Source organism: Burkholderia sp. Bp9090, from assembly GCF_003857985.1.
In the GTDB taxonomy this organism is placed as follows: Bacteria; Pseudomonadota; Gammaproteobacteria; order Burkholderiales; family Burkholderiaceae; genus Burkholderia.
Genome location: NZ_QTPV01000023.1, coordinates 1 through 25,329, shown reverse-complemented (window position 1 = coordinate 25,329; position 25,329 = coordinate 1). Strand labels below are relative to the sequence as shown.

25 protein-coding genes are annotated in these 25,329 nt (G+C 69.7%); 10 read left to right on the top strand and 15 right to left on the bottom strand.

Annotated features, from left to right (window positions below; translation table 11 throughout):
• Window positions 1–252 precede the first annotated feature (252 nt).
• From DIE16_RS20860 to DIE16_RS20830, 7 genes are all read right to left on the bottom strand, one after another.
• Entirely contained in the window at window positions 253–897 is a 645-nt protein-coding gene (locus DIE16_RS20860) for an alpha/beta hydrolase (protein WP_124486557.1), read from the bottom strand.
• Window positions 898–910: 13 nt separating this feature from the next.
• A complete protein-coding gene (locus tag DIE16_RS20855) occupies window positions 911–1,228 on the bottom strand; it encodes a ferredoxin (RefSeq protein WP_044846759.1) in 318 nt (105 codons plus the stop codon).
• Between the two features lie 146 nt (window positions 1,229–1,374).
• On the bottom strand, window positions 1,375–2,526 hold the full coding sequence (locus tag DIE16_RS20850; RefSeq protein WP_124486558.1) for a VanZ family protein: 1,152 nt from the start codon (window positions 2,524–2,526) through the stop codon (window positions 1,375–1,377).
• Window positions 2,527–2,545: 19 nt separating this feature from the next.
• Window positions 2,546–3,169 (bottom strand): ABC-type transport auxiliary lipoprotein family protein, encoded by a 624-nt coding sequence (locus tag DIE16_RS20845; protein WP_044846778.1) that lies wholly within the window; start codon window positions 3,167–3,169, stop codon window positions 2,546–2,548.
• 89 nt (window positions 3,170–3,258) lie between these two features.
• On the bottom strand, window positions 3,259–4,194 hold the full coding sequence (locus DIE16_RS20840) for an MlaD family protein (protein ID WP_044846761.1): 936 nt from the start codon (window positions 4,192–4,194) through the stop codon (window positions 3,259–3,261).
• Window positions 4,195–4,221: 27 nt separating this feature from the next.
• The gene (locus tag DIE16_RS20835) at window positions 4,222–5,151 is read right to left on the bottom strand and encodes an ABC transporter ATP-binding protein (RefSeq protein WP_124486560.1); all 930 of its coding nucleotides are present in this window, start codon (window positions 5,149–5,151) and stop codon (window positions 4,222–4,224) included.
• Entirely contained in the window at window positions 5,148–6,272 is a 1,125-nt protein-coding gene (locus DIE16_RS20830; RefSeq protein ID WP_044846763.1) for an ABC transporter permease, read from the bottom strand. Before DIE16_RS20830 ends, DIE16_RS20835 begins: the two co-directional genes overlap by 4 nt.
• Before the next feature lie 331 nt (window positions 6,273–6,603).
• Here DIE16_RS20830 and DIE16_RS20825 point away from each other — a divergent pair, with 331 nt between their 5' ends.
• Both DIE16_RS20825 and DIE16_RS20820 read left to right on the top strand, forming a co-directional pair.
• Window positions 6,604–8,673, top strand: coding sequence for a bifunctional 2',3'-cyclic-nucleotide 2'-phosphodiesterase/3'-nucleotidase (locus DIE16_RS20825; RefSeq protein WP_124486561.1), 2,070 nt, complete (start codon window positions 6,604–6,606; stop codon window positions 8,671–8,673).
• A 14-nt stretch (window positions 8,674–8,687) separates the two neighbouring features.
• Window positions 8,688–9,533 carry a tetratricopeptide repeat protein gene (locus DIE16_RS20820; protein WP_124893331.1) on the top strand — a complete coding sequence of 282 codons (846 nt, stop codon included), beginning with the start codon at window positions 8,688–8,690 and terminating at the stop codon, window positions 9,531–9,533.
• A gap of 43 nt (window positions 9,534–9,576) precedes the next feature.
• Here DIE16_RS20820 and DIE16_RS20815 read toward each other — a convergent pair whose 3' ends face one another.
• Both DIE16_RS20815 and DIE16_RS36660 read right to left on the bottom strand, forming a co-directional pair.
• Entirely contained in the window at window positions 9,577–10,086 is a 510-nt protein-coding gene (locus DIE16_RS20815) for a hypothetical protein (RefSeq protein ID WP_044846766.1), read from the bottom strand.
• Window positions 10,087–10,136: 50 nt separating this feature from the next.
• Complete coding sequence (locus tag DIE16_RS36660) at window positions 10,137–10,301, bottom strand: hypothetical protein (RefSeq protein WP_185735492.1); 165 nt, start codon at window positions 10,299–10,301, stop codon at window positions 10,137–10,139.
• Window positions 10,302–10,656: 355 nt separating this feature from the next.
• On the opposite strand from DIE16_RS36660, the gene DIE16_RS20810 reads away from it, so the two are divergent.
• The 3 genes from DIE16_RS20810 (at window position 10,657) to DIE16_RS20800 (ending at window position 12,822) form a co-directional block, all read left to right on the top strand.
• The gene (locus tag DIE16_RS20810; protein ID WP_044846767.1) at window positions 10,657–11,577 is read left to right on the top strand and encodes a biotin--[acetyl-CoA-carboxylase] ligase; all 921 of its coding nucleotides are present in this window, start codon (window positions 10,657–10,659) and stop codon (window positions 11,575–11,577) included.
• Window positions 11,574–12,362: a type III pantothenate kinase gene (locus DIE16_RS20805; RefSeq protein ID WP_124486564.1), complete on the top strand. Its 789-nt coding sequence runs from the start codon at window positions 11,574–11,576 to the stop codon at window positions 12,360–12,362. The genes DIE16_RS20810 and DIE16_RS20805 overlap by 4 nt, the downstream gene beginning before the upstream one ends.
• Before the next feature lie 217 nt (window positions 12,363–12,579).
• Entirely contained in the window at window positions 12,580–12,822 is a 243-nt protein-coding gene (locus DIE16_RS20800) for a hypothetical protein (RefSeq protein WP_044846779.1), read from the top strand.
• Window positions 12,823–12,838: 16 nt separating this feature from the next.
• On the opposite strand, the gene rfaE2 is transcribed toward DIE16_RS20800, so the two are convergent.
• From rfaE2 to DIE16_RS20765, 6 genes are all read right to left on the bottom strand, one after another.
• The gene (gene rfaE2, locus DIE16_RS20795) at window positions 12,839–13,324 is read right to left on the bottom strand and encodes a D-glycero-beta-D-manno-heptose 1-phosphate adenylyltransferase (RefSeq protein WP_060110665.1); all 486 of its coding nucleotides are present in this window, start codon (window positions 13,322–13,324) and stop codon (window positions 12,839–12,841) included.
• A gap of 162 nt (window positions 13,325–13,486) precedes the next feature.
• On the bottom strand, window positions 13,487–14,365 hold the full coding sequence (locus DIE16_RS20790) for a ferritin (RefSeq protein ID WP_059451551.1): 879 nt from the start codon (window positions 14,363–14,365) through the stop codon (window positions 13,487–13,489).
• Window positions 14,366–14,851: 486 nt separating this feature from the next.
• Window positions 14,852–16,078 carry a patatin-like phospholipase family protein gene (locus DIE16_RS20780; protein WP_124666503.1) on the bottom strand — a complete coding sequence of 409 codons (1,227 nt, stop codon included), beginning with the start codon at window positions 16,076–16,078 and terminating at the stop codon, window positions 14,852–14,854.
• Window positions 16,079–16,102: 24 nt separating this feature from the next.
• Window positions 16,103–16,855: a PhaM family polyhydroxyalkanoate granule multifunctional regulatory protein gene (locus DIE16_RS20775; RefSeq protein ID WP_124893330.1), complete on the bottom strand. Its 753-nt coding sequence runs from the start codon at window positions 16,853–16,855 to the stop codon at window positions 16,103–16,105.
• 79 nt (window positions 16,856–16,934) lie between these two features.
• Window positions 16,935–17,762: an enoyl-CoA hydratase/isomerase family protein gene (locus DIE16_RS20770; protein WP_124893329.1), complete on the bottom strand. Its 828-nt coding sequence runs from the start codon at window positions 17,760–17,762 to the stop codon at window positions 16,935–16,937.
• A 130-nt stretch (window positions 17,763–17,892) separates the two neighbouring features.
• Window positions 17,893–18,885 carry a fumarylacetoacetate hydrolase family protein gene (locus DIE16_RS20765; protein WP_059465886.1) on the bottom strand — a complete coding sequence of 331 codons (993 nt, stop codon included), beginning with the start codon at window positions 18,883–18,885 and terminating at the stop codon, window positions 17,893–17,895.
• A 127-nt stretch (window positions 18,886–19,012) separates the two neighbouring features.
• On the opposite strand from DIE16_RS20765, the gene DIE16_RS20760 reads away from it, so the two are divergent.
• The 5 genes from DIE16_RS20760 to DIE16_RS20735 form a co-directional block, all read left to right on the top strand.
• A complete protein-coding gene (locus tag DIE16_RS20760; RefSeq protein ID WP_044846196.1) occupies window positions 19,013–19,888 on the top strand; it encodes an IclR family transcriptional regulator in 876 nt (291 codons plus the stop codon).
• Window positions 19,889–20,034: 146 nt separating this feature from the next.
• Window positions 20,035–21,318 carry a DUF3108 domain-containing protein gene (locus DIE16_RS20755; RefSeq protein WP_124893328.1) on the top strand — a complete coding sequence of 428 codons (1,284 nt, stop codon included), beginning with the start codon at window positions 20,035–20,037 and terminating at the stop codon, window positions 21,316–21,318.
• A 243-nt stretch (window positions 21,319–21,561) separates the two neighbouring features.
• A complete protein-coding gene (locus DIE16_RS20745) occupies window positions 21,562–21,819 on the top strand; it encodes a DUF3567 domain-containing protein (protein ID WP_006477667.1) in 258 nt (85 codons plus the stop codon).
• Window positions 21,820–22,138: 319 nt separating this feature from the next.
• Complete coding sequence (locus tag DIE16_RS20740; RefSeq protein WP_044846194.1) at window positions 22,139–23,206, top strand: homocysteine S-methyltransferase family protein; 1,068 nt, start codon at window positions 22,139–22,141, stop codon at window positions 23,204–23,206.
• 46 nt (window positions 23,207–23,252) lie between these two features.
• Window positions 23,253–25,329: dihydropteroate synthase (locus tag DIE16_RS20735; protein WP_185735491.1), on the top strand; the 2,077-nt coding region annotated here is incomplete at its 3' end.

Sequence of the window (25,329 nt, the reverse complement as noted above, 5' to 3'; positions counted from 1 at the left end):
TGGCTGCGAACGGCGTTTTCGGGAACCGTGGCCCGGGCGGCCGCACGCCGACTTCGAGAGGATGGCGAGGCTTCGCTGCGAGAGAGGGTGATCGAAGCCGCGCGAAAGGCGTGCGCAGGCGCCGTGCAAGTCGGATTGCGCCGCGCCGCAGCGGGCATGTGCGACCGTGCCGTGACACGATGCGGCGCGATGTCGCGCGAGCGGCGACATCGCACGCGTGCGGCAGCGGCGCCGCACGCCGGGTTCAGCGCATCAACGCCACGCGTCGACGATGATGCGCTTCAGCACGTGCAGCTTGCGATGGAAGAAATGCTCGGCGCCGGGGATCACGACGACCGGCAGTTCCTGCGGCCGCGCCCAGTCGTACACCGACGCGATCGGCACCGTGTCGTCGGTTTCGCCGTGGATCACCAGCGTGTTCTCCGGCACCTCGGCGACCTGCCAGCGGCTCGCGGCCGTGCCGACGAACACCATCCGCTCGATCGTCTCGCCCGCGTCGCGCAGCCGCTTCGCGACATGCGACAGCACGAAGGTGCCGAACGAGAAGCCCGCGAGCACGAGCGGCAGGTCCGCACACGCGGGCTGCGCGCGCATGTGCGCGAGCACGGCAAGCAGGTCGTCGGCCTCACCGATGCCGTTGTCGTGCACGCCCTCGGTCGCGCCGACGCCGCGGAAGTTGGACCGGTACACCACGTAGCCGAGCTGGACCAGCGTGCGCGCAAGGGTTTGCGCGACCTTGTTGTCCATCGTGCCGCCGAACAGCGGATGCGGGTGCGCGACGAGCGCGATGCCGCGCGGCGCGGCGCTGCCGTCGCGCATGGCGTCCGGCAGGTCGACCGCGATTTCGATCTGCCCGACCGGGCCGGCGATCAGCGACTTCTGCGTATGAACGTTCATTCTGCCGGCCCGCTCAGATCTTCAGGCGCTCGACGACCTTGCCGTCGCGCAGGTGCGATTCGACGATCTCGTCGATGTCGGCCTGGTCGACGTACGTGTACCACGTGCCTTCCGGATACACGACCATCACGGGCCCTTCCTCGCAGCGGTCGAGGCAGCCGGCCTTGTTGATGCGGACCTTGCCGGGCCCCGCGAGGCCGAGTTCCTTCACGCGCTTTTTCGCGTATTCCTGCATGGTCTGCGCATCGCATTGCGCGCAGCTCGGACGCTCGGCGCCCGGGTCGCGCTGGTTCAGGCAGAAGAAGACGTGGTGCTGGTAGTAGGAATCCATGATGGTGACGAGCGGCCCGGCGCGGTGCCGGGCGGAAAGAGGGGCGATCGCCGTTGCGCGCGGCAACGGATGTGCGGACGATTATAACGAGCGGCGCGCGCCGCTGCCCGCGACCGAACCGTGGCCGCCCTGCCCGGCGTGCCGCGTCAGCGCCGCGGCGCGGCCGGCAGCCACGCGTGCTCGACGCGCTGGCCGAGCCAGATCAGCGCCGCGTAGGGCCAGATCCACGCGAGCCAGCGCGCGATGCTGTTGAAGTGCACGTAGCGGCCCTGCCGCCAGCCCGACAGCGTGAAGTCGAAGAACGGGTTGACGGGCAGCAGGTTGACGAGCGCCACGCCGGCCAGCAGCGCGAGCGCCGCGAGCAGCGCGCGCCACGCGGCCGGCACGCGCAATGCGAGCAGGGCCGCCGCGAAGCCGAGCTCGATGCCGAGCCGCGCACCGGGCGTCGCCCACACGACGACGAGGCCGGTGCTCGACTGCATGAAGGTCGCGGCCGCCTTCAGCGCGAGCGTCGCGACGACGAACCCGATCAGGAGCCGCACGCGCGGCGCGCGCTCGCGCATCGCGAGCGACGCGATCGCCAGCGCGGCGAACAGCATCAGGCCACCGAGCGCGGCTTCCCACGCGGAGTCGGACAGCCAGCCGTCGACACGCTCGGGCCATTCGCTCACGCGCCACGCGGCCGGCAGCCACGCGAGCAGCGCGTCCTGCATCGAGCCGTCGGCGCGTTCCCACAGCGCGGCCGGCCAGTCACCGATGCCGAACAGGAACGGCGACGGAAACAGGATCGCGAACGGCCACAGTCCGGCGAGCAGCAGCGGCGTCGCGCCGTCGGGCTCGAACCACGCGAAGCGCAGCCGGCGCAGCGCGCCGCGCTCGAGCAGCGCGCCGGTGGCCGGTGCGGCGAGCGCCGCGCCGAGCAGCGCGCCGAGCGCGTTGGCCGCGAGGTCGAGATTCGACGCGACACGCGTCGGCAGGTAGGTCTGCAGCGCCTCCATCGACCCCGACAGCAGCACGCCGAGGCCGCCCACGATCAGCGTCGCGACCACGCCGCGCCAGCGCGGATGCAGCGCGAGCACGCCGAGCGCGCCGAACGGCAGGTAGCCGAGCACGTTGGTGACCACGTCGAACGCGGTCACATAGCGCTGCATCGGCGCGAACAGGTAGTCGAACGGCCCGATGCCGAGCGACACCCAGCCGTCGAACGGATACAGCGATGCATAGACGACGAGCGCCGCATACGCGGCGAACGCCTGCCGCGCCAGCGACGACGCGCGCGACGTGCCCGGCGCGCTCATCGCGGCTGCGCGTGGTGCGTCACGGGTTGCCCGCGTACGCCTGCACGCCGACCCACGCGGCGATCTGCGACACGAGCTCGTCGCTCGCGGCCGCGAGCGCACGCGCGCCGCCTTCCGCATCGGGCGTGCTCGACGGCGCGCGCGCGACGAAGGTGCGCTGGCCGAGCACCTTGCCGTCCTGCATCAGCGTCGCGCGCGCGGTGACCGCGCCGTGGCTCTGCGACTGCCCGTCGAACACCTGCTCGAATTCGTTCAGGTCGACCTTCAGCGTCGGCGCGCGCACGCCGTCGGTGCCTTCGAGCACCGCGCCGCGCGACGACAGCGCGCCGCGCAGCCGTTGCGTGAGCAGTTGCGCCGGTGGCGCGGTCCAGCGGCTGTCGCGATAGACGGCCATGCGCTGCGCATCCGCATACGCGAGGCGGTAGACGAACTTGTCCGTGTCGAGCGCGTCGGGCGCGGCGACGTCGAGCACCTTCAGCGCGGGCCCGGTGCCGGCCGTGACGACCGATGCGGCCGGCCCGAGGTCGTAGCGGACGTTCGACAGCGCCGCGGCGTTGCCGGCGCAGCCGGCGGCGAACGCGAGCGTCAGCACCGCGAGCGCGGTCGCTGCCGGACGCAGCGCGCGGTCAAGGATTCGTGGCATGGCATGTTCCTGCATGATGTTTCCGGTTTCGATGGCGTCATGGCCCGGTCTCGCGCCGGGCCGGTCGAGCGGCGGGCTGGCGATGCGCTTCATTTCCCGGCCGCGGCACCCGCCCCCGGCCAGACGAAGCCCGCCTCGCCGGGCCCGGGCGCGGAGCCGGGCGAGCCGAACAACAGACTGCGCGGGTTGCGGCCGAGTTCACCGGCGACGTCCTTCAATTGCCGCGACGCATCGCCGACGCTGCCGGCCAGCGCGTTGAAACGCGGCAGCGTGTCGTACTGGACCCGCGCGTTCAGGTCGTTCAGCGCGACGCCGACCTGCTCGGCAGCCGAGCCGGCCTTGTTCAGGTTCGACACGAGCGGCCCGTTCGGCTGCAGCAGCGTGTTCGCCGATGCCATCGCGCGATCGACCTGGTGCATCGTCTCCGGCAGCGCGGCCACCGCCGGCGCGAGCTGCTTCGACAGCGTCGCCGCGCCGTCCGCCGCGTGCTGCAGGCTTTCGGCCGTCGCGCGCAGCTGCTCGCGCATCTCCGGCGACATCAGCGCGTTCGCGCTTTTCGCCGCCAGCTCGAGCTGCCGCAGCAGCACGTCGCCGCGCTCCTGGATCTGGTCGAACAGGCTCGGCCGCATCGGGATCTGCGCGATCGCCTTCGGCGACGACGGCAGCGGCGCCAGGTCGCGCCCCGTATCCTCGAGCTGCACGAACGCGATGCCCGTCACGCCCTGGAAGCCGAGGCTGCCGTAGGTCGACTGCGTGATCGGCGCGTCGCGATCGACGAGGATCCGGATCCGGATCTGGCCCGGATGCGCGCGATCGAAGCCGATCGACTGCACCTTGCCGACGTCGAGGCCGCGAAAACGCACGGCCGCATCGGGGAACAGGCCCGTCACGTTGGTGCGCGCGAGCAGGTCGTACGGCACGCGCACGGTACGGTCGACGTTGAACCAGAACACGGTGCCCGCGATCGCGAGCGTCAGCGCGATCGTGAACAGGCCGGCCCAGAACGCATGTGATTTGTTTTCCATTCGCGGGTTCCTTGCTTCTTGCCTTGCTTACAGATCGACGCTCGACGGCGCCGGTTCGAGGGCCGCCTTCGGCAGCTTCGCGCGCCGCTCGGGCGGCAGCGCCTGCAGTGCGCGGCGCCCGCGCAGCCCCAGGAAATATTCGTGGATGAACGGATGGTCGACGTTCGCGGCCTCCTCGACGGGGGCCGCGACCAGCACCTTGCGGTCGGCCAGCACCGCGACGCGCGTCGACAGCGCGACCATCGTGTCGAGATCGTGCGTCACCATCACGACCGTCAGCCCGAGCGTGCGGTGCAGCGTCGCGATCAGCTCGACGAATTCGTCGGACGCCTGCGGGTCGAGGCCGGCGGTCGGCTCGTCGAGGAACAGCAGTTCCGGCTCGAGCGCGATCGCGCGCGCGATGCCGACCCGCTTCACCATCCCGCCCGACAGCGCGGCCGGCATCTTCGACGCGTGCTTGCACGGCAGCCCGACCATCTCGAGCTTCAGCATCACGATGTCGTGCAGCAGGTCGGGCGGCACGCGGCCGAGCTCGCGCAACGGCTGCGCGACGTTGTCGAACACCGTCATCGACGAAAACAGCGCGCCCTGCTGGAACAGCATCCCCGAGCGCGTGCGCATCATCCGCGCGGTCGCGTCGTCGATCTTCGACGTGTCCTCGCCGAACACCTTGATCGTGCCCGACGTCGGCCGCTCGAGGCCGAGGATCTGCCGCACCAGCGTCGTCTTGCCCGAGCCCGAGCCGCCGACGATCGCCACGATCTCGCCGCGCCGCACGTCGAAATCGAGCTTCTGGTGAATGATGTTGCGCCCGTAGCGCTTCGTCAGGTTGCGCACCTCGATCACGAGGTCGTCGCCGGGCACGGCGGCGCCCGGCGGCGTGCCGACCGAGCCTGCGCCGATTGCCGCGGCATGTGCGCTGGCGGCACCGGCCGCCGGTTCGTTCGACGCGTTCATCCGAGCCCCACGTTCTGGAACAGGATCGCGAACACCGCGTCGGCGAGGATCACGACCGTGATCGACGAGACGACCGAGGTCGTCGTCCCTTCGCCGAGGCTCTGCGAGTTCGCCTTGATCCGGAAACCGAAATGACAGGCGACCAGCGCGATCAGCATGCCGAACACGACACCCTTGCCGATGCCGATGTACAGGTTCGCGATCGGCACGACGCCCGGCAGCGAGCGCACGAAATAGTTGACGTCGATGCCGAGCACCAGCTTCGCGGCGAGCGCGCCGCCGGTGAGCGCGATGATGTTGGTCCACATCACGAGCAGCGGCATCGCGACGCCGAGCGCGAGCACGCGCGGCAGGATCAGCCGCAACCCGTGCGGGATGCCCATCACGCGCATCGCGTCGAGCTCCTCGGTCACGCGCATCACGCCGATCTGCGCGGTGATCGCCGAGCCCGAGCGGCCCGCGACGAGGATCGCCGACAGCACGGGCCCCAGCTCGCGGATCACCGACAGCCCGAGGATGTTCACGATGTAGCGGTTCGCGCCGAACATCTGCAGCTGCTGCGCGGACAGGTAGCTCAGCACGATGCCGATCAGGAACGCGACCAGCGCGGTGATCGGCAGCGCCTGGGCACCGGCGCTGTAGATGTTCGCCGAGGTTTCCTTCCACGGCATCGTCTGTGGGCGGCGCAGCACCGACAGCGCATCGAGGATCACGAGGCCGAACATCGCGATGCCGCCCTGCAGGTGTTCGGCGAACGCGAAGATCGCCTGGCCGAGGCGCGTGACGGGATCGAACCGCACGACGCGCTCGGGCGCCTCGCGCTGGCTGTCGAGGCGTTCGATCCGCTCGAAGATCGTGCGCTGCGTGGCGGACAGCTCGACGCCGGCCGGCAGCTTGCGGCCCCACACGCGCCACAGCGCCTGGCCGCCGACGTGGTCGAGTCGCTCGATGCCGGACAGATCCCATTCGTTCACGCGCCCGGACGCGATGCCCGCGATGCGGCGCGCGACCGCGCCGCGGTTGCGCGCAAGCGCGAGTGCGGTCCATTGGCCGTACAGGCGCACCGTCTGACCCTGGCCGCCGGCGTCGACCGACAGGCCGGGAGGAGTCTCGAAGTCCAAGGGCGGATTGTTTGCAAAAGGATGACAGCGGCCATTGTAGCGAACCGCCCGGCGCCGCGACGTGAGGATTGCCGCCGGGGCGCGCGGCCGAGAGCGCGTGGCGGGGCACGCGTGGCCGGCGCGTCGGGCCGCGGGCATCCAGTTGCGGGTGCCCGGCCCGCCACGGCGCACCGTTCGCCGCCGGACCGGCATGCCGGGCGCGACCTTTCATTCTTCCGTCACGTTTCCTTTCGATACTCTCACGCGCCGCACATCAGGCCGTCGGCGCCCGCGCCGCCATCTCGCGGCGCGCCTCGCGATTCATAGAACAGAACACCGAACAGGACAATCGATGCGTCTCCCCCCGCTTTCCCGCCGCCGCGCGACCGCCGCCGCCGCGCTCGCCAGCCTCGCCTTCGCCCTCGCCGGTTGCGGCGGCGACGACGTCACCGCTCCGCCGTCATCGCAGACGCAGGCCCAGGCGCCCGCCGGCACGACCGCCACGCTCGCGCTGCTCGAAACGACCGACCTGCACACCAACGTGCTGTCGTACGACTATTTCAAGCTCGCCGCCGACAAGTCGCTCGGTTTCGAGCGCGTGTCGACGCTGATCGCGCAGGCGCGCGCGCAGTACCCGAACACGCTGCTGCTCGACAACGGCGACACGATCCAAGGCACCGCGCTGTCGGACTACCAGGCGCTCGTGAACCCGATCGGCTGCGACCAGACGCTCGCGATCTACAAGGTGATGAACGCCGCGAAGTTCGACGGCGGCGGGATCGGCAACCATGAGTTCAACTACGGGCTGCCGTACCTGTCGCAGGTGACCGGCAACACGTTCGACGTCGACGGGCTGCCGGCCCCCGCACAGCAGAAGAAGTGCGCGGGCCCGAACTTCCCGCAGGTGCTCGCGAACGTGATCAGCGCGAGGACCAACGCGCCGCTGTTCACGCCGTACACGATCCTCACCCGCACGGTGACGGCCGTCACGCCCGACGGCAAGACCGTCAGCGCGCCGGTGAAGATCGGCATCATCGGCTTCACGCCGCCCGCGATCATGAGCTGGGACAAGCGCTGGCTCGACGGCAAGGTCTACACGACCGGCCTGAAGGAAGCGGCCGAGAAGTACGTTCCGGAGATGCGCGCGAAGGGCGCCGACCTCGTCGTCGCGATCTCGCACGGCGGCCTCGACAACACCGCGTACTCGCCGACGATGGAGAACGGCAGCTGGTGGCTGTCGAAGGTGCCCGGCATCGACGCGATGCTGATCGGCCACTCGCACCAGGTGTTCCCGGACGCGAACAGCACCGTCGCGCAGTTCAACCTGCCGGGCGTCGACAAGGCGAAGGGCACCGTCAACGGCGTGCCGACCGTGATGGCCAACTACTGGGGCAAGCATCTCGGCGTGATCAAGCTCGGTCTTGAGTTCGACGGCAAGACGTGGACCGTCGACAAGTCGCAGACGACCGTCGAGGCGCGGCCGATCCAGAACGCGGACAAGAGCTACGTCGCCGCCGATCCGTCGGTGTCCGCCGCGATCGCCGCCGAGCACCAGGCGACGATCGACTACGTGAAGACGCCGATCGGCTCGACCGACTACCGGATGAACTCGTACTTCGCCGACGTCGGCGATCCGGGCGCGATCCAGATCGTCAACGAGGCGCAGGCCGACTACGTGAAGACCTACGTGCAGGCGAACCTGCCGCAATACGCGTCGCTGCCGGTGCTGTCGGTCAGCGCGCCGTTCAAGAGCGGCTTCGGCGGCGGCAGCGACTACACCGACGTCGCGCCCGGCGCGCTCGCGATCAACAACGCGGCCGACCTGTACCTGTATCCGAACACCGTGTACGCGGTGAAGGTGAGCGGCAGCGACGTGAAGAACTGGCTCGAGACGGCCGCGAAACGCTTCAACACGATCGACCCGACCCAGGCGACCGTGCAGCCGCTCGTCAGCAGCTTCCCCGGCTACAACTTCGACATGTTCACGTCCGCCGATCTCGCGTACGAGATCGACGTCACGCAGCCGGTCGGCAGCCGCATCAGGAACCTGACGTACAAGGGCGCGCCGATCGACCCGAACGCGCAGTTCATCGTCGCGACCAACAACTACCGCGCGAGCGGCGGCGGCAACTTCCCGGGCCTCGACGGCAGCAAGACGATCTTCGCGTCGCCCGACGCGAACCGCGACGTGCTGATCGCATTCATCAAGAAACGCGGCGCGATCACGCGCGCGGCCGACGGCGCGCAGCGCAGCTGGCGCTTCACGAAGCTCGCGAGCTCGGTCGCGCACGTGCGGTTCACGTCCGCGCCGAACCGGCTCGGCGACGCGGCGGCTGCCGGCCTGAGCGGCCTCACGCAGGTTGCGGCCGACGACGGCTCGGGCAAGAACCTCGCCGTCTACGAGATCGACCTCACGCAATGACCATGAGACCCGCGATGCAACCGATCCGGACGATGCGGCCGGCCGAGGCCGGCTTCGCCGCCGCCGCGCGGCGCGTGCTGCGCGCGAAACTCCCGCCGGCCGCGTTGCTCGCGGCGGCGGCCGTGACCGTCGCGGCCGTGGTCGCCGCGACCGGCTGGCGCGCCGCCGGCCCCTCGCCGAGCGCCGCGCAGCTCGACGAATGGCAGGCGATGGTCGCGCAGGCCGTCGAGCCGCATGCGCTCGCGCAGTTGCGCGCCCTCGCGCGCCGCGGTTCGGGCGACGCGCAGGCGGCGCTCGGCATCGCGCTCGTCGATGCGCGCGAGCCGGGGCTGCGCGACGAGGGACGCGGCTGGCTGGAAACCGCCGCGCAGGCGGACACGAAAGCCGGCACGCACGCCGCACGGCGCGCGCGGCTCGCACTCGGCAAGGCATTGCTGCTGGGCAGCGGCGACATCCCGAAGGACTATGTGCGCGCCCGCGCGCTGCTCGGCGAAGCGGCCGGACAGGGCGATCCGGCCGCCGCGTATTACCTCGGGCTGATCTATCGCAGCGGCTACGGCACCGCCGCGGACGCCGTGCAGGCCGCGCACTGGTTCGAGCTCGCGTCGCGCGCGGACCTCCCGGCCGCGGACTTCATGCTCGCGAACGCGTACCGCGAAGGCAGCGGCGTGCCGCGCGACGAAGCGCGCGCGCTCGCGCTGTATCGCCGGGCGGCGGAACACGAGCTGCCGGAAGCCGTGCAGACGCTCGCGATGGCGTATCGCAACGGCGAGCTGGGGCTCAAGCCCGACGCGGACGAATTCCACGCGCAGTGGATCGAAACCGCGCATGCGCTGAAGCACCCGGTCATCGCGCCGTGATGCGCGCGAGCCGCCTGGCCGGGTGCCGTCGCGGCATCCGGCGTCAGGCGGCGCCGCTCCGCGCGGGTCGTTCCAGGCGCATGTACGAGTCGGACACGATCAGTCCGAAGACGATGTGATCGAGCGCGCTCACCCAGCCTCGCGCGTCGGCGAACCACGGAAACAACTGCGTCATCCCGTAGTAGTTGACGACGTACAGCAGCACGCCGAACACGGCCCCCGCCACGCTGGCCATCCCGATGCTCGAATCCAGGCTGAAACACGCAATGATCACGGCCAGGACCAGCGCAAATACGATCGACAACGCGAAGTGCACGCCCAGCGCGGCCAGCAGCGTCCCCACTTCGACCGTGGCCGACGGCGCGAGCGCGTCATCGCCGAAGTAGATGGCCGCGATCATGCGCAGCGGCGCCCACGCGTCGTGTCCGATGATTGCCGCCGCGACGACCTGGACGACGAGGAAAACCGCACCGGCCACGCACCCGCCGATCACGGCGGCTCGCCACACCGGAATGCGGCGCACGTAATGGTGCGAATGCATGTGGAGTTGCATGGCCACCTCCTTGAAAACGGTCGGCCGCCGCATCAGCGCCGGTGCCTATGCTACGTACCCGCTCGCACCGCCGACCATGCCGACTCGAGCGAGTTCATCAGCCGGCGACAGGCACACGTCGTCGGGAGCCCGGCGGCATCGGCGATCCGGCGCGTCTTGCGGTGAAGGCGCGCGAACAGGCCGGACGGGCTCGAACCCGAATGAAGCGGGTTCATCGCCATTTCCGTCGATGCGGCAACGACGAGGACGCGCCGGCGCGCGCCGATTCGTCTGCGTTACTGCCGGCAACACCGTCGAACGCGCCGCCAGAGCGGATACTTCGAACGTAGTCGTGCCGGTCTCCAAATTCAAGATGCCGGCCGGCGGCGGTACGCGACTGTGCCGGGTTCGGCAGGCGCAAGCGGCAACAGGCCCGCGGTCAAGCAGGACACAGACTGCGAGCATTCGCGCGCGCCCGTGCAAGCCGAGCCTGAAAAACAGATAGCCGAGCCGGATGCGCGGCCGTCACCGTCGATCTCGCTGCCGGTGCATCCAAGCGCCGCTTCCGCCCCTGTCGCTACAATAGCCACCATGAACGCCCCCACCTCCTCCGACACGCCCGATTCCGGCGACGCGCACATCGCGCGCAACCGGCTCGAGGCGCACCTGGATGCCGCGCCGCGCGCGTGGCCGCTCGACATCGTTGCCGCCACCGGCTCGACCAACGCCGACGTCGCGACGCGCCTCAAGGCGCTGCCGCGCGCCGCGAACGCGCTGCCCGCGCCGCTCGTGCGCGTCGCGTTCGAGCAGACGGCCGGCCGCGGCCGGCAAGGCCGCCCGTGGTTCGCGCAGCCCGGCAACGCGCTGCTGTGCTCGGTCGGCTGCATCGTGCCGCGCCCCGTGGACGCGCTGGGCGGCCTCAGCATCGCGATCGGCGTCGCGCTCGCGGAAGGGCTCGCCGCGCTGCCGCTCGACGCCCGCACGCGCGTCGCGCTGAAATGGCCGAACGACCTGCTGCTGACGGTCACCGACGACGGCACGCCGCGCATCGTCGGCAAGCTCGCCGGGATCCTGATCGAAACCGTCTGGACCACCGCCGACGCGACCGCCGTCGTGATCGGCTTCGGCATCAACGTGCGCGGCGCGGAAGCCGTCGCCGCGCAGGTCGACGCGCTGCGCGCGCGCGAAGCGACGCTCGCGAGCGGGCTGCCGCCGGCCGCGCTGTCGGCCGCGTGCGCATCGGCCAACCTCACCGATACGCTCGCCGCCGCGCTGAACGCGCTCACCCCCGCCCTCGCGCAGTTCGGCACCGACGGGCTCGCGCCGTTCCTGCCGCGCTGGCACGCGCTGCACGCATACGCGGGGCGCGAAGTCGTGCTGCTCGAACAGGGTGTCGAACGCGTGCGCGGCATCGCAACCGGCATCGACGCGACCGGCCAGCTGCTGCTCGACACGCCCGATGGCGTGCGGGCGATCGCGGCCGGCGACGTATCGCTGCGCGAAGCGCAATGAACGAACCGCATCTGCTGATCGACGCCGGCAACAGCCGGATCAAGTGGGCGCTCGCCGACGCGCAGCGCACGCTCGTCGACACCGGCGCGTTCGGCCATACGCGCGACGGCGGCGCCGACCCCGACTGGTCGGCCGTGCCGCGTCCGCGCGGCGCATGGATTTCGAACGTCGCGGGTGCCGACGTGGCCGCCCGGCTCGACGCGCTGCTCGACGCCCGTTGGCCCGGCCTGCCGCGCACGACGATCCGCTCGCGGCCCGCGCAATGCGGCGTGACGAACGGCTATACGACGCCCGAACAGCTCGGCAGCGATCGCTGGGCCGGTTTGATCGGCGCGCATGCGGCGTTTCCGGGCGAGCATCTGCTGATCGCGACGTTCGGCACGGCGACGACGCTCGAAGCGCTGCGTGCGGACGGTCGTTTCACCGGCGGGCTGATCGCGCCGGGCTGGGCGCTGATGATGCGCGCGCTCGGCACGCACACCGCGCAATTGCCGACGCTGACCACCGACATCGCGAGCGGGCTGCTCGCGGGCGCGCAGGCCGAGCCGTTCCAGGTCGATACGCCGCGCTCGCTGTCGGCCGGCTGCCTGTACGCGCAGGCGGGGCTGATCGAACGCGCGTGGCGCGATCTCGCCGATGCGTGGCAGGCCCCCGTGCGGCTCGTGCTGGCAGGCGGTGCGGCCGACGACGTCGCGCGTGCGCTGACGCTGCCGCATACGCGGCACGATGCGCTGATCCTGTCCGGGCTTGCGCTGATCGCCGTGGAAGCGGCGGCGCAGGATTGACGTAAAACCGGCCGGCATCGCGCCGGCCGCATCGACGGATGCCCGGCTGCGGGCTTCGTCGCGGTGACGATGGAAAAACGGGCGCCGGTGCCTGGCGCCCCTGCGGAGAGCCCGGCCGCATGCGGCCCCGGTCGACGCGAACGATCGCCGGCGACGACGACGCCCGCCGTGCGACCGTCCCGACTGAACGACTGAACAACGACGAGGAGTGTCGACGATGCTGCGCTGGCTGATCGCTGTTCTCTTTCTCGCGAACCTGCTCGCGTTCGTCGCCGTGCGCGGCGTGTTCGGGCCGCTGCCGGCGGCCGGTCCGCGCGAACCGGGCGTGCTGTCCCGGCAGGTGCGGCCCGAGGCGCTGCATGCGATGCCGCTCGCGCAGGCGGCCGATCAGCCGGTGATCGGCGGCCCGATCGGCGCGCCGGCCGTCCCGGCCGAGCCGTTCGCGGCATCCGCGCCCTGACGGCGCGGCACCCGCATCAGGACTGCTGCGCGCGCACCTTCTTCAGCAGCGCGGTGGTCGAGCGGTCGTGCTCGAACGGAATCGCGAGCGCCCGCCCGCCCCAGCCGCGCACGATCGCCGATTCCGGCAGCGCGTCCATGTCGTAGTCGCCGCCCTTCACGAGAATGTCCGGACGGACGGCCTCGATCAGCGACACCGGCGTCTTCTCCTCGAACTTCACGACCCAGTCGACGCTTTCCAGCGCCGCGAGCAGCGCCATGCGGTCGTCCTCGCGGTTGATCGGCCGGTCGTCGCCCTTGCCGAGCATGCGCACCGACGCATCGCTGTTCACGCCGACGATCAGGCATGCGCCGAGCGCCTTCGCATCGGCGAGATAGGTGACGTGGCCACGGTGCAGGATGTCGAACACGCCGTTCGTGAACACGACGGGCGAAGGCAGCGAAGCGCGCAGCGCAACCAGGGCGTCACGGGTGATCAGCTTGCGTTCGAAGGTAGCGGACATGATGGATTTCGGATGGCGTGAGCGGCGCGCGGTGCACGTCGCGACGGAACACGGCGGCGCCAGATAAAAAGCCCGCCGGATCGCCGGGCGGGCTTCATGCGGGAATACGGGGCGGCGAGCGCGGCCGGCGGCGCTTCACGCCGGCTGCGACGCCGCGCGGCCTCAGGCCGGTTGCGCGGCCGATGACGGGCCGCTTTCGGACTGCAGGCGGCCGGTGACTTCCTTGCGATAGCGGTTCAGTTCCTGCGCGGTCGCGAAGGTGCGCTCGAACAGGATCGACAGGTTGTGCAGGATCCGCTCGACGACCTTCTTTTCCCACTCGCCGTCGAAACGGATCTGCTCGTCGAGCCAGCGCTCGAGCCATTCCGGATCGGGCAGGCGCGACTGCACGGTGTCGCGCGGGAACAGCGCCTGGTTCACGTGCAGGTTGGTCGGGTGCAGCGGCTTCTCGGTGCGGCGCGCCGACGCCATCAGCACGCCGATCTTCGCGAACGCCGCGCGCGCGACGTCGCCGCAGTTGTTCAGCGCCTTCTTCATGTAGCGCAGGTAAGCGCCGCCGTGGCGCGCTTCATCGCGCGAGATCGTTTCGTAGATGTGCTTGATGACCGGCTCGGTGTGCCAGTCGGCCGCGCAGCGATACCAGTGGTTCAGGCGGATCTCGCCGCAGAAGTGCAGCATCAGCGTCTCGAGCGGCGGCGCCGGGTCGAACTCGAAGCGCACCGCGTGCAGTTCCTCTTCGGTCGGCACCATTTCCGGCCGGAAGCGGCGCAGGTATTCCATCAGCACGAGCGAATGCTTCTGCTCCTCGAAGAACCACACGCTCATGAACGCTGAGAAGTCGCTGTCGTGCTGGTTGTCGCGCAGGAACATTTCCGTCGCGGGCAGCGCCGACCATTCGGTGATCGCGTTCATCTTGATCGTCTTCGCCTGCTCGTCGGTGAGCAGCGAAGCGTCGAACTTGTCCCACGGAATGTCCTTCTCCATGTCCCAGCGGACAGCTTCGAGCGACCTGTAAAGTTCCGGATAAAGCATGGTGTTCATGATGGTCCCACCCCTGTTCTGCGCAATGCGACTTCTCTAAACGTGACTGTTGCCGCGCGGGCGCGCGAACGCGCTTTTTGCAGCCAAGACTCTAATTTTACGCGTGAATCCAGCCCCCGGACGCAGATTCCGCGTTCGGCAGCCGGGCGGCCGCGTAGCCGCCTTGAAGCACGCCGCGACCCCGCTCCGCTCGAACGGAACCGACCGCGCGTGCCTGATGTGGGGGCCGGCGCAGGCCGGCTCGGTGGCGAGCCCGCCCGGCGCCACGCGGTCCCCGGACGGGTTCCCGTGCGACCGCCGGACCGGCGGGCTGCTCGATATGGTGTATACGGCGGCGGCCATGATAGCACGCACACATGACGGTTCCGAGACGCGGAACCGGTCGCGGGCCGCCAACGGCGGTGCGGCGATCGGTCGCAGGCCCCGTCGCGAAAACGCAACCGAAATGTAAGCTGAGTCGCTTTCGGGCCTGCCCGGGCCTGTCGGTCAGACCCGTATTTCGCCTGTCGCGAGACCGCCTTCGGGCGGCGTGCCGGCCGCCGGCGCGCTGCCGCCGTCGGCCCGGGCGATCCAGTCCGCCAGCGTGTCGCGCTGCGCGCGTCCGTCGCGGTAGCCGAGTTCGATCAGTTCGCGCGTGAACGCCTCCTCGAACAACAGGTAGCTCGCGAACGACGCGCCGGCGGGCTGGCTGCCGCCGATCGCGCCGAGCAGCCCGCGCATCGTCGCCGGCATCTGCTTCAGGTGTTTCGCGGCGATCAGCTCGATGCGCTCGGACGGCGCGATCGCGAGCACGTCGACGTGCCGCCAGCCGCTGTCGACTTCGACCTGGTGCGGCAAATGCTCGATCATTCGGTTGATGTGCTCGATCCGCTCGATGTCCGAGCCGATCGAGTCGAGAAACACGCTCGCGAGCACCTGCTGGCCGATCTGCGCGGGCGTCGGGTAACCGCGCACCAGCCCCGAGCCGTTCGCGGCGGGAATTTCGGGCCGCGGATCGGCCGCGCCGACGACGACGATCCGGTCCGCGCCGAAGTGGATCGCCGGCGACAGCGGCGCGACCTGGCGGATCGACCCGTCGCCGAAGTATTCGATCTGGCCGTCGAGCACGAGCGGCACGGCCGGGAACACGAACGGAATGGCCGACGACGCGAGCAGGTGCGACGCCGACAGATCGACGAGCCGTGCGGTGCGCTGCGCGCGCCGCCATGCCTGGATCGGCTCGGCGGCCTGGTAGAAGGTCAGGTGCCGGCCGCTCGAATAGCTGAGCGCCGTCACCGACAGCGCATGCAGCAGGCGGGCCTCGAGCATCTGCTCGATCCGGTGGAAGCTCAGCTCGCGCTGCAGCAGGTGCGCGAGCGGCGCGTTGTCGAGCAGCCCGCGCGGCGAGCGGCGCGCCGCCCAGCCGAAGGTCATCGTCGCGAGCCAGCGTGCGCCCGCCGCGGCGATGCCGAGCCAGTCGGTGCGATACACGTAGTCCGCGCGCAGCGGCTCCCAGAATTCGAGCAGGCGCCGCACGCCGTGCGAAAAGTCGTCCGCGTGGCTTGCGATCGACGTCGCATTGATCGCGCCGGCCGATGACCCGCAGACCACCGTGAACGGCACCGTATGCCGGTTCGGATCGGCCTCGCGCGCGATTTCGGCCAGCGCCTTCAGCACGCCGACCTGATAGGCGGCACGTGCGCCGCCTCCCATCAGCACGAGCGCGAGCCGCATGATCGACCTGCTATCCGGTTCGCATCACGTCGAGCGCTTCGGCGGACGCGTTTCGGGCGACGAAGCGGCTGCCGCGCGCGCCGCGGCCGAATCGGCCGGCTTCGCGCGCTTCGCGGCCGGCTTGCGCGGCGCGGCGGCCGCGGCCGGCGCGGGCTGTGCCGCCCGCGCGGCCGGTGCGGCCTGCTCGGGCGGTGCTGCGTCGTCCGGTGCCGTGGGCTGCGCCCCCGGCTGCGTCATCGCGAGGCTCGCGAGCTGGTTGAACTGCGCCTGCAGCAGATTCCACCAGCCGGCCGGATCGAACGCCTGTTGCGCGGCGTCGCCAGCCGGCGGCGCGTCCGCGGCGGCGGCGTCCGGCGCTTGCTGCGCGTCGGCGCGCGGCGCGGACGCCGCTTGCGCTGCCGCAACCGCGGCCTCCTCGGCCGCCGACATCGAGCTTTGCGCGAACGCGCCGAACGCGCGCAGCGTCGCGAGCGTCGCGCGCTGCACCTCGAGTGCCTGGATCGCGGACTGCAGCATCCCGAGATTGAGCTTGAGCCATTGCTCGACCGCACGCAGATCGGTGATCCGCTTGTCGAGTTCCTCGACGCTCGTGAGCGGCGCCATCATGTCGGACATGCTCGACAGCGAAGGCGGCAGCCCCGACGCGGTGCCGGGAAACGACGCCATCCCGCCGAACGGCGTCATCCGCATCATGTCCCACATCCGGTCGAGCATGTCGGCAGGCTTGAAACCGGCAAAGCCGGCGAAAGGATTGGAGCCGGGGGCATCGGTCGTCATACGGGCGTCCTGGTTGACTGGGGGAGCGAAGCGGCCGGCACGGATCGAGCGGCCGCCTTTGGTTCGATCATAACGCGCGTCAGAACGGTGCGTCGCCGGGGAAGTCGGGCGGGCGCCGCTCGCGCAGCGAGCGGATGCCTTCCTGCACGTCGGGCCCGGAGAAGCCCATGAATTCGAGCGCGAGCGACGTATCGAACGTCGGCCCGGCGCTGCGCAGCCAGTTGTTCAGCGCGTACTTGGTCCAGCGGATCGCCGACTGCGATCCGTGCGCGAGCCGCTCGGCAACCTCGTACGCCTTCGGCAGCAGGTCGGCTGGCTCGACCGCGAGCGACACGAGGCCGATCCGCTCGGCCTCCTCGCCGGTCACCGGTTCGCACAGCAGCAGGTAGTACTTCGCCTTCGCCATCCCGCACAACAGCGGCCACACGATCGCCGCGTGATCGCCGGCCGCGACGCCGAGCCGCGTATGGCCGTCGATGATGCGCGCGTCCCTCGCGGCGATCGAGATGTCGGCGAGCAGTCCGGCGACGAGCCCCGCGCCGACGGCCGGGCCGTGCATCGCGGACACGATCGGCTTGCTGCAGTTGATCACGTTGTAGACGAGGTCGCGCGCCTCGCGCCACACGCGCGCGCGCACGTCGAAGTCGTTCGCCATCGCCTCGACGAGCGCGAGATCGCCGCCCGCCGAAAAGCCCTTGCCCTCGCCGCGGATCACCGCGACGCGCGTGTCGGGATCGCGGTCGACGTCGCGCCAGATGTCGGCGAGCTCGCGATGCATGCGCTCGTTCGCAGTCGCGAGGCCGCTGCGGTTCGCGCCCTCGCCGCTCATCACGATGTCGAGCACGCCGTGATCGCGGCGTGTCACCTTCAGTGCTTCGTAACCGCCGTATGCGGCGAGATCGGCCATGCGCAGCTCCCGGGTTCTCGAGACGCCTGAAGCGCCTGAATCGAGTGTAGCCAAGCCCGCGCGGGCAAACATCAGGCGAAACCCGGCGCGCGGGCCGGGGCCGGGTTTCGCGTCGACTGGCGCGTTTGCGTCAGGCCGCGCCGTCGGGCGGCGCGACCGCCTGCTCGATCGCGCCGAAGATCGACTTGCCGGCCGCGTCGAACATCTCGATGCGCACGGTGTCGCCGTAGCGCATGAATTCGGTCTGCGGCGCGCCGTGCTCGATCGTCTCGAGGCAGCGCTTCTCGGCGATGCAGCAGTAGCCGCGCTTCGCGTCCTTGTTCGACACCGTGCCCGAGCCGACGATCGAGCCGGCACGCAGGTTACGCGTCTTCGCCGCGTGCGCGATCAACTGGCCGAAGTGGAACACCATGTCGGTGCCCGCGTCGGGCTGGCCAACCTTCCTGCCGTTCCAGTGGACGATCATCGGCCGGTGCACGCGGCCTTCGCGCCATTCGTCGCCGAGCTCGTCGAGCGTCACCGCGACCGGTGCGAACGCGGTGGCCGGCTTGCTCTGGAAGAAGCCGAAGCCCTTCGCGAGCTCGGCCGGAATCAGGTTGCGCAGCGACACGTCGTTCACGAGCGTGACGAGCCGCACGGCCTTCAGCGCGTCGTCCGGCGACGCGCTCATCGGCACGTCGCCGGTGATCACCGCGACTTCGGCCTCGAAGTCGATGCCCCATTCCTCGGACGGACACACGATGTCGTCGCGCGCGCCGAGGAAATCGTCGCTGCCGCCCTGGTACATCAGCGGATCGGTCCAGAACTCCGGCGGCATCTCGGCGCCGCGCGCGCGACGCACGAGCTCGACGTGGTTCACGTACGCGGAGCCGTCGGCCCACTGGAACGCGCGCGGCAGCGGCGCCATGCAGTTCGCCGGATCGAACGCGAACGCGTTGCGTGCGCGGCCGTGGTTCAGCGCGTCGTAAAGGTCGCGCAGTTGCGGCGCGTAGAACGCCCAGTCGTCGAGGACGCGCTGCAGCGTCGGTGCGATCGCATCGGCGATCGCCGCGGTGTGCAGGTCGCGCGACACGACGATCAGCTGGCCGTCGCGCGTGCCGTCCTTCAGCGATGCAAGTTTCATGGGGTATCTGCCGTTTTAGTGACGATGGAGGGAATCTATTTTACGATGGTGAATCCGTGCGGCGCGCCACGATCGTGCGCGCCGTTTTCGTCCCGACCCTTGCCGCCTTGTCGCGCCCCCGTTGCCCATGCCTGCCAGCCCGCTTCCCGACGACGATCCCGCCGATTCCGACACCGACGACACCGGCGCCGGCGAACACGGTGAAGGCGGCGAGAAGCTCCGTTCCGGCATCCAGTCGATCGAGGTCGGCTTCCGCCTGCTCGATGTGCTCACGAGCGAGCCGCGCGCGATGATGCTGCGCGACCTCGCGCAGCGCGCGGGCATGAGCCCGGCGAAGGCGCACCGCTACCTGGTCAGCTTCTCGCGGCTCGGCGTCGTGTCGCAGGATCCCGTGTCGGGCCGCTACGAGCTCGGCGGCTTCGCGCTGCAAATGGGGCTCGCGCGGCTCGCGCGCGTCGACGGCGTGAAGCTCGCGCGGATCGCGCTGACGGAGCTGCGCGACCGCGTCGACCAGACGGTCGGCATCGCGGTGTGGGGCAACCAGGGGCCGACGATCGTGCACTGGATGGAATCGAGCCATCCCGCGAAGGCGTCGCTGAAGCTCGGCGACGTGATGCCGCTGCTCGGCTCCGCGACGGGCCTGCTGTTCGCCGCGTACCTGCCGCGCAGCAAGACCGCGGCGATGCTCGAACGCGAGCTCGCCGACACGCGCCGCTCGCCGCATCACGGCGGCCCGCGCACGCTCGACGAGGTCGAGGCGGTGCTCGCCGACGTGCGTGCGCATCAGGCCGCGCGCGTCGAAGGGATGCTGCTGCCGACGATCCATGCGTTCTGCATGCCGGTGTTCGACGCGGTCGGCGAACTCGCGCTCGCGATCGTCGCGCTCGGCCAGGAAGGCATGTTCGACATCGCGTGGGGCGGCGAAATCGACACCGCGCTGCGTGCCTGCGCGCAGAAACTGTCCTACGAACTCGGCTATAGTCCGGACGCGCGCGACGCCTGACACGCCTGACACGCCGGACACGCCGGGCGCGCTACACACGTGCGACACCCGCGCGATGTACCGCGAACGCGCGGCGCATCCGGCGGTCCGACGGCTGTGACGCGCGCTGCGCGCCGCGACCGCCCCAACCCTGTACCGTTTCGCCGATGCCGCCTGCCGACACCCGTCCTCGTCACGCCCCGCCCCGCCGCTGGCTGCGCGTGGGCATCGCGCTCGTGGTCGTGCTGGTGCTGCACGCGCTTGCGGCCTTGTGGCTGACGCGCAGCCGCGACGCGTTCACGCCGCCCGCGCCCGCCGCGATACCGGTGCAGATCGAATTGCTGAAGCCGCAACCGATCGAGCGCCAGCCTGCGCCCAAGCCGGCCGAACATCCGATAGAACATCCGGCCGAGCAGGCGCCGGCGAAACCGGCTCCCGCCACGCCGAAGCCTGCACCGAAGCCCGCGCCGTCGCCCGAGCCGGTCCTCACGTCGACGCAGACGGCCGAGCACGGCGAGCCGCCGCCGGCCGCCGCCTCCGCCGCGAGCGGCACGACAGGCGCATCGGGCGCGCACGCGGCATCGTCCGGCGATGCCGCCGGTGGCGCCAGTGCCGCGACGCCGGGCCCCGCGACGAGCGGCGTGAAGTTCGCGGCGCCGCCGCCCGGCGACCTGCAGTACGACACGTTCTACAACGGGATGCAGAACATGATCGGCACGATCCACTGGCGCACCGACGGGCGCACCTACGATCTGTCGGTGTCGATGCCGGTGCCGTTCGTCGGCCCGTTCTCCTACCGCAGCGAAGGCCGCATCGACGCATTCGGCGTCGCGCCCGACCGCTATGTCGAGAAGCGCGGCAAGCGGCCCGAGGACATCGCGATCTTCAACCGCGAGATCCGCCAGGTGGTCTTCACGCGCACGCCGAACAACGCGCCGCTGCCCGACGGCGTGCAGGATCGCTTCAGCATGCTGATGCAGCTGTCGGGGCTCGTGCGCGGCAATCCGGCCATGTACAAGCCGGGCGTCACGCAACAGTTCTTCGTGATCGACAACAACAGCGGCGAGACCTGGCCGATCACGGTGATCGGCGACGAGGACGTGCAGACGCAGGCCGGCATCATCCGGGCACGCCATTTCATGCGGCTGCCACGCCGCGACGGCGACACGCGCCGCATCGACATGTGGCTCGCGCCGTCGCTCGACTGGCTGCCCGCGAGGCTCGTACAATCGGAACCGAATGGTTCGCAGATCGAGCTGCTGTGGCACGGCCGGCTCGCCCCGCCGGATGCACCGACCGCCGGCGCGACGCAAGGCGCAACGAAGGAAGGCGCAACCAACGCGCCTGCCGGCACACCGGCCGCGGAGCCGGCACCACCCGCCCCGCAGCCGGTCGTGCAACCGCCCGCATCCGCGGCTGCATCGCCCGTCTCGGCGCCGTCCGCGCCGTGAGATCGACCAATCGGCAATTTCGACCGATTAAAGGACTCGCCGAAATGGCCGATGACACTCTTTAACAACTATTTCAGTCCACCGGATCACAATAAGAAACGTTTGATAGACATTGGTTTCTAACCGATACACCCCACGCAAACGGGAGAACGGGGTGTGCAGCGCAAGCCCCTTGAAACCGGCACAGCCCGCCCCACCTACGGGACAACAAGGCCAGATGCCACTGCGAAGAGGAGTGCCGCCATGCAAATGATCTACAACAGCCCCAACTACTGCGTCGTCGAATTTGCGCCGCAGGCCGGCCACCATCTGATGAATGCCGGCGGATACGAAATCGTCGACAAGAACGCCCAGCGCGAGATCTTCATCGACGGCGAGCTCGCCGAACGATTCCGCGCACACGTGAAGCAGCTGATCGAGGATGAACCGTCGCTCGACGAAGTGGACGAATTCCTCGGACAGTTCGACAGCCTGATGATGATGCCCGTCGTCCTGCACTGACGACCCGCGGCCCGGCGCATCGCCGGGCCATTCGCCGCACTGAAGCGGCGCCGCGAGCACTCCGATCCAAGCCCCCGTCCGGTTCGCCGGGCGGGGGTTTTCGTTTGATGCGGCCGGTGCGCGACCCGCATACGGGTACGCACGTTCATTGCGCGCAGACCGCACGCACGCAGGCATCGGGCCCGCACCGTTGCCTGCACCACGACCGTGCGCGCCACCCGCATGCCGCGCCGGCCGGCTCCGCGCCGCGCAAGGCCGGGCGGCGCACCGGCGCACCGGCTACAATGACGGTTTTCCCGTCTTCGCCGGTCTCTCGCCCATGTCTGCGACTCCTCTCGCCGCTTCCGCCCCGCTCGACGCGCCCTACACGCGTGGCGCCGCACTGCCCGCGCTGCTGAAATCGCGCATCCTGATCCTCGACGGCGCGATGGGCACGATGATCCAGCGCTACAAGCTCGACGAGGCCGCGTATCGCGGCGAGCGCTTCAAGGATTTCCCGCGCGACATCAAGGGCAACAACGAACTGCTGTCGCTCACGCAGCCGCAGATCATCAGCGAGATCCACGACCAGTACTTCGCGGCCGGCGCGGACATCGTCGAAACCAACACCTTCGGCGCGACGACGGTCGCTCAGGCCGACTACGGGATGGAAGACCTCGTCGTCGAGATGAACGTCGAATCGGCGCGGCTCGCGCGCGAATCGGCGGCCCGCTACGCGACGCCCGACAAACCGCGCTTCGTCGCGGGCGCGATCGGGCCGACGCCGAAGACGGCGAGCATCTCGCCGGACGTCAACGACCCGGGCGCGCGCAACGTCACGTTCGACGAGCTGCGCGACGCGTATTACCAGCAGGCGAAGGCGCTGCTCGACGGCGGCGTCGACCTGTTCCTCGTCGAGACGATCTTCGACACGCTGAACGCGAAGGCCGCCCTCTTCGCGCTCGACGAACTGTTCGAAGACACCGGCGAGCGCCTGCCGATCATGATCTCGGGCACCGTCACCGACGCATCTGGCCGCATCCTGTCGGGCCAGACGGTCGAGGCGTTCTGGAATTCGCTGCGCCACGCGAAGCCGCTCACGTTCGGCCTGAACTGCGCGCTCGGCGCGGCGCTGATGCGCCCGTACATCGCCGAGCTCGCGAAGCTGTGCGACACCTACGTGTCGTGCTACCCGAACGCGGGCCTGCCGAACCCGATGAGCGACACCGGCTTCGACGAGACGCCGGACGTCACGTCGGGCCTCCTGAAGGAATTCGCGCAGGCCGGGCTCGTGAACCTCGCCGGCGGCTGCTGCGGCACGACGCCCGAGCACATCGCCGAGATCGCGAAGGCGCTCGCCGACGTGAAACCGCGCCGCTGGCCGAGCCAGTACAGCGACGCCGCCTGACCGACCGCATCAACGCCCGCCCTACCTCATACGAATTCGCACCGCCATGACCGATCACATGATGCGCCTTGCCGGCCTCGAGCCGTTCAACGTCACGTCCGGAACGCTCTTCATCAACGTCGGTGAACGCACCAACGTCACCGGCTCGAAGGCATTCGCGCGGATGATCCTCAACGGCCAGTTCGACGAGGCGCTCGCGGTCGCGCGCCAGCAGGTCGAGAACGGCGCGCAGGTAATCGACATCAACATGGACGAGGCGATGCTCGATTCGAAGGCGGCGATGGTGCGCTTCCTGAACCTGATCGCGTCCGAGCCGGACATCGCGCGCGTGCCGATCATGATCGACTCGTCGAAGTGGGAAGTCATCGAAGCCGGCCTCAAGTGCGTGCAGGGCAAGGCGATCGTGAACTCGATCTCGCTGAAGGAAGGCGAGGACGCGTTCCGCCGCCACGCGAACCTGATCCGCCGCTACGGCGCGGCCGCGGTCGTGATGGCATTCGACGAGACGGGCCAGGCCGATACCTACGCACGCAAGACCGAGATCTGCAAGCGCTCGTACGACTTCCTCGTGAACGAAGTCGGCTTCCCGCCGGAAGACATCATCTTCGATCCGAACATCTTCGCGGTCGCGACCGGCATCGAGGAGCACAACAACTACGCGGTCGACTTCATCGAGGCGACCCGCTGGATCAAGCAAAACCTGCCGTACGCGAAGGTGAGCGGCGGCGTGTCGAACGTGTCGTTCTCGTTCCGCGGCAACGACCCGGTGCGCGAGGCGATCCACACCGTGTTCCTGTACCACGCGATCCAGGCGGGCATGGACATGGGTATCGTGAACGCGGGCCAGCTCGGCGTGTACGCCGATCTCGACCCGGAGCTGCGCGAGCGCGTCGAGGACGTGATCCTGAACCGCCGCGACGATTCGACCGACCGACTGCTCGAGATCGCCGACAAGTTCAAGGCGGGCGGCGCGAAGAAGGAAGAGAACCTCGAGTGGCGCAACCAGCCGGTCGAGAAGCGGCTTTCGCATGCGCTCGTGCACGGCATCACGAACTTCATCGTCGAGGATACCGAGGAAGTCCGCGCGAAGATCGCCGCGGCCGGCGGCCGTCCGATCAACGTGATCGAAGGCCCGCTGATGGACGGGATGAACATCGTCGGCGACCTGTTCGGCCAGGGCAAGATGTTCCTGCCGCAGGTCGTGAAGTCGGCGCGTGTGATGAAGCAGGCCGTCGCGCACCTGATCCCGTTCATCGAGGAAGAAAAGCGGCTGCTCGCGGAAGCGGGCGGCGACGTGCGCGCGAAGGGCAAGATCGTCATCGCGACCGTGAAGGGCGACGTGCACGACATCGGCAAGAACATCGTGTCGGTCGTGCTCCAGTGCAACAACTTCGAAGTGGTCAACATGGGCGTGATGGTGCCGTGCAACGAGATCCTCGCGAAGGCGAAGGTCGAGGGCGCGGACATCATCGGGCTGTCGGGCCTCATCACGCCGAGCCTCGAGGAAATGGCGTACGTCGCGTCCGAAATGCAGCGCGACGACTACTTCCGCGTGAGGAAGATCCCGCTGCTGATCGGCGGCGCGACGACCTCGCGCGTGCACACGGCCGTGAAGATCGCGCCGCACTACGAAGGCCCGGTCGTCTACGTGCCGGACGCGTCGCGCTCCGTGTCGGTCGCGTCGAACCTGCTGTCGGACGAAGGCGCGGCGAAGTACCTCGACGAGCTGAAGTCCGATTACGACCGGATCCGCGACCAGCACGCGAACCGCAAGGCGCAGCCGATGGTCACGCTCGAGCAGGCGCGCGCGAACAAGACGAAGATCGACTGGGCGGGCTACCAGCCCGTGAAGCCGAAGTTCATCGGCCGCCGCGTGTTCAAGAATTACGACCTGAACGAACTCGCGAACTACATCGACTGGGGCCCGTTCTTCCAGACCTGGGATCTCGCGGGCCCGTACCCGGCGATCCTGAACGACGAGATCGTCGGCGAATCGGCGCGGCGCGTGTTCTCCGACGCGAAGTCGATGCTTGCGCGCCTGATCCAGGGCCGCTGGCTGACCGCGAACGGCGTGATCTCGCTGCTGCCGGCGAACACGGTCAACGACGACGACATCGAGATCT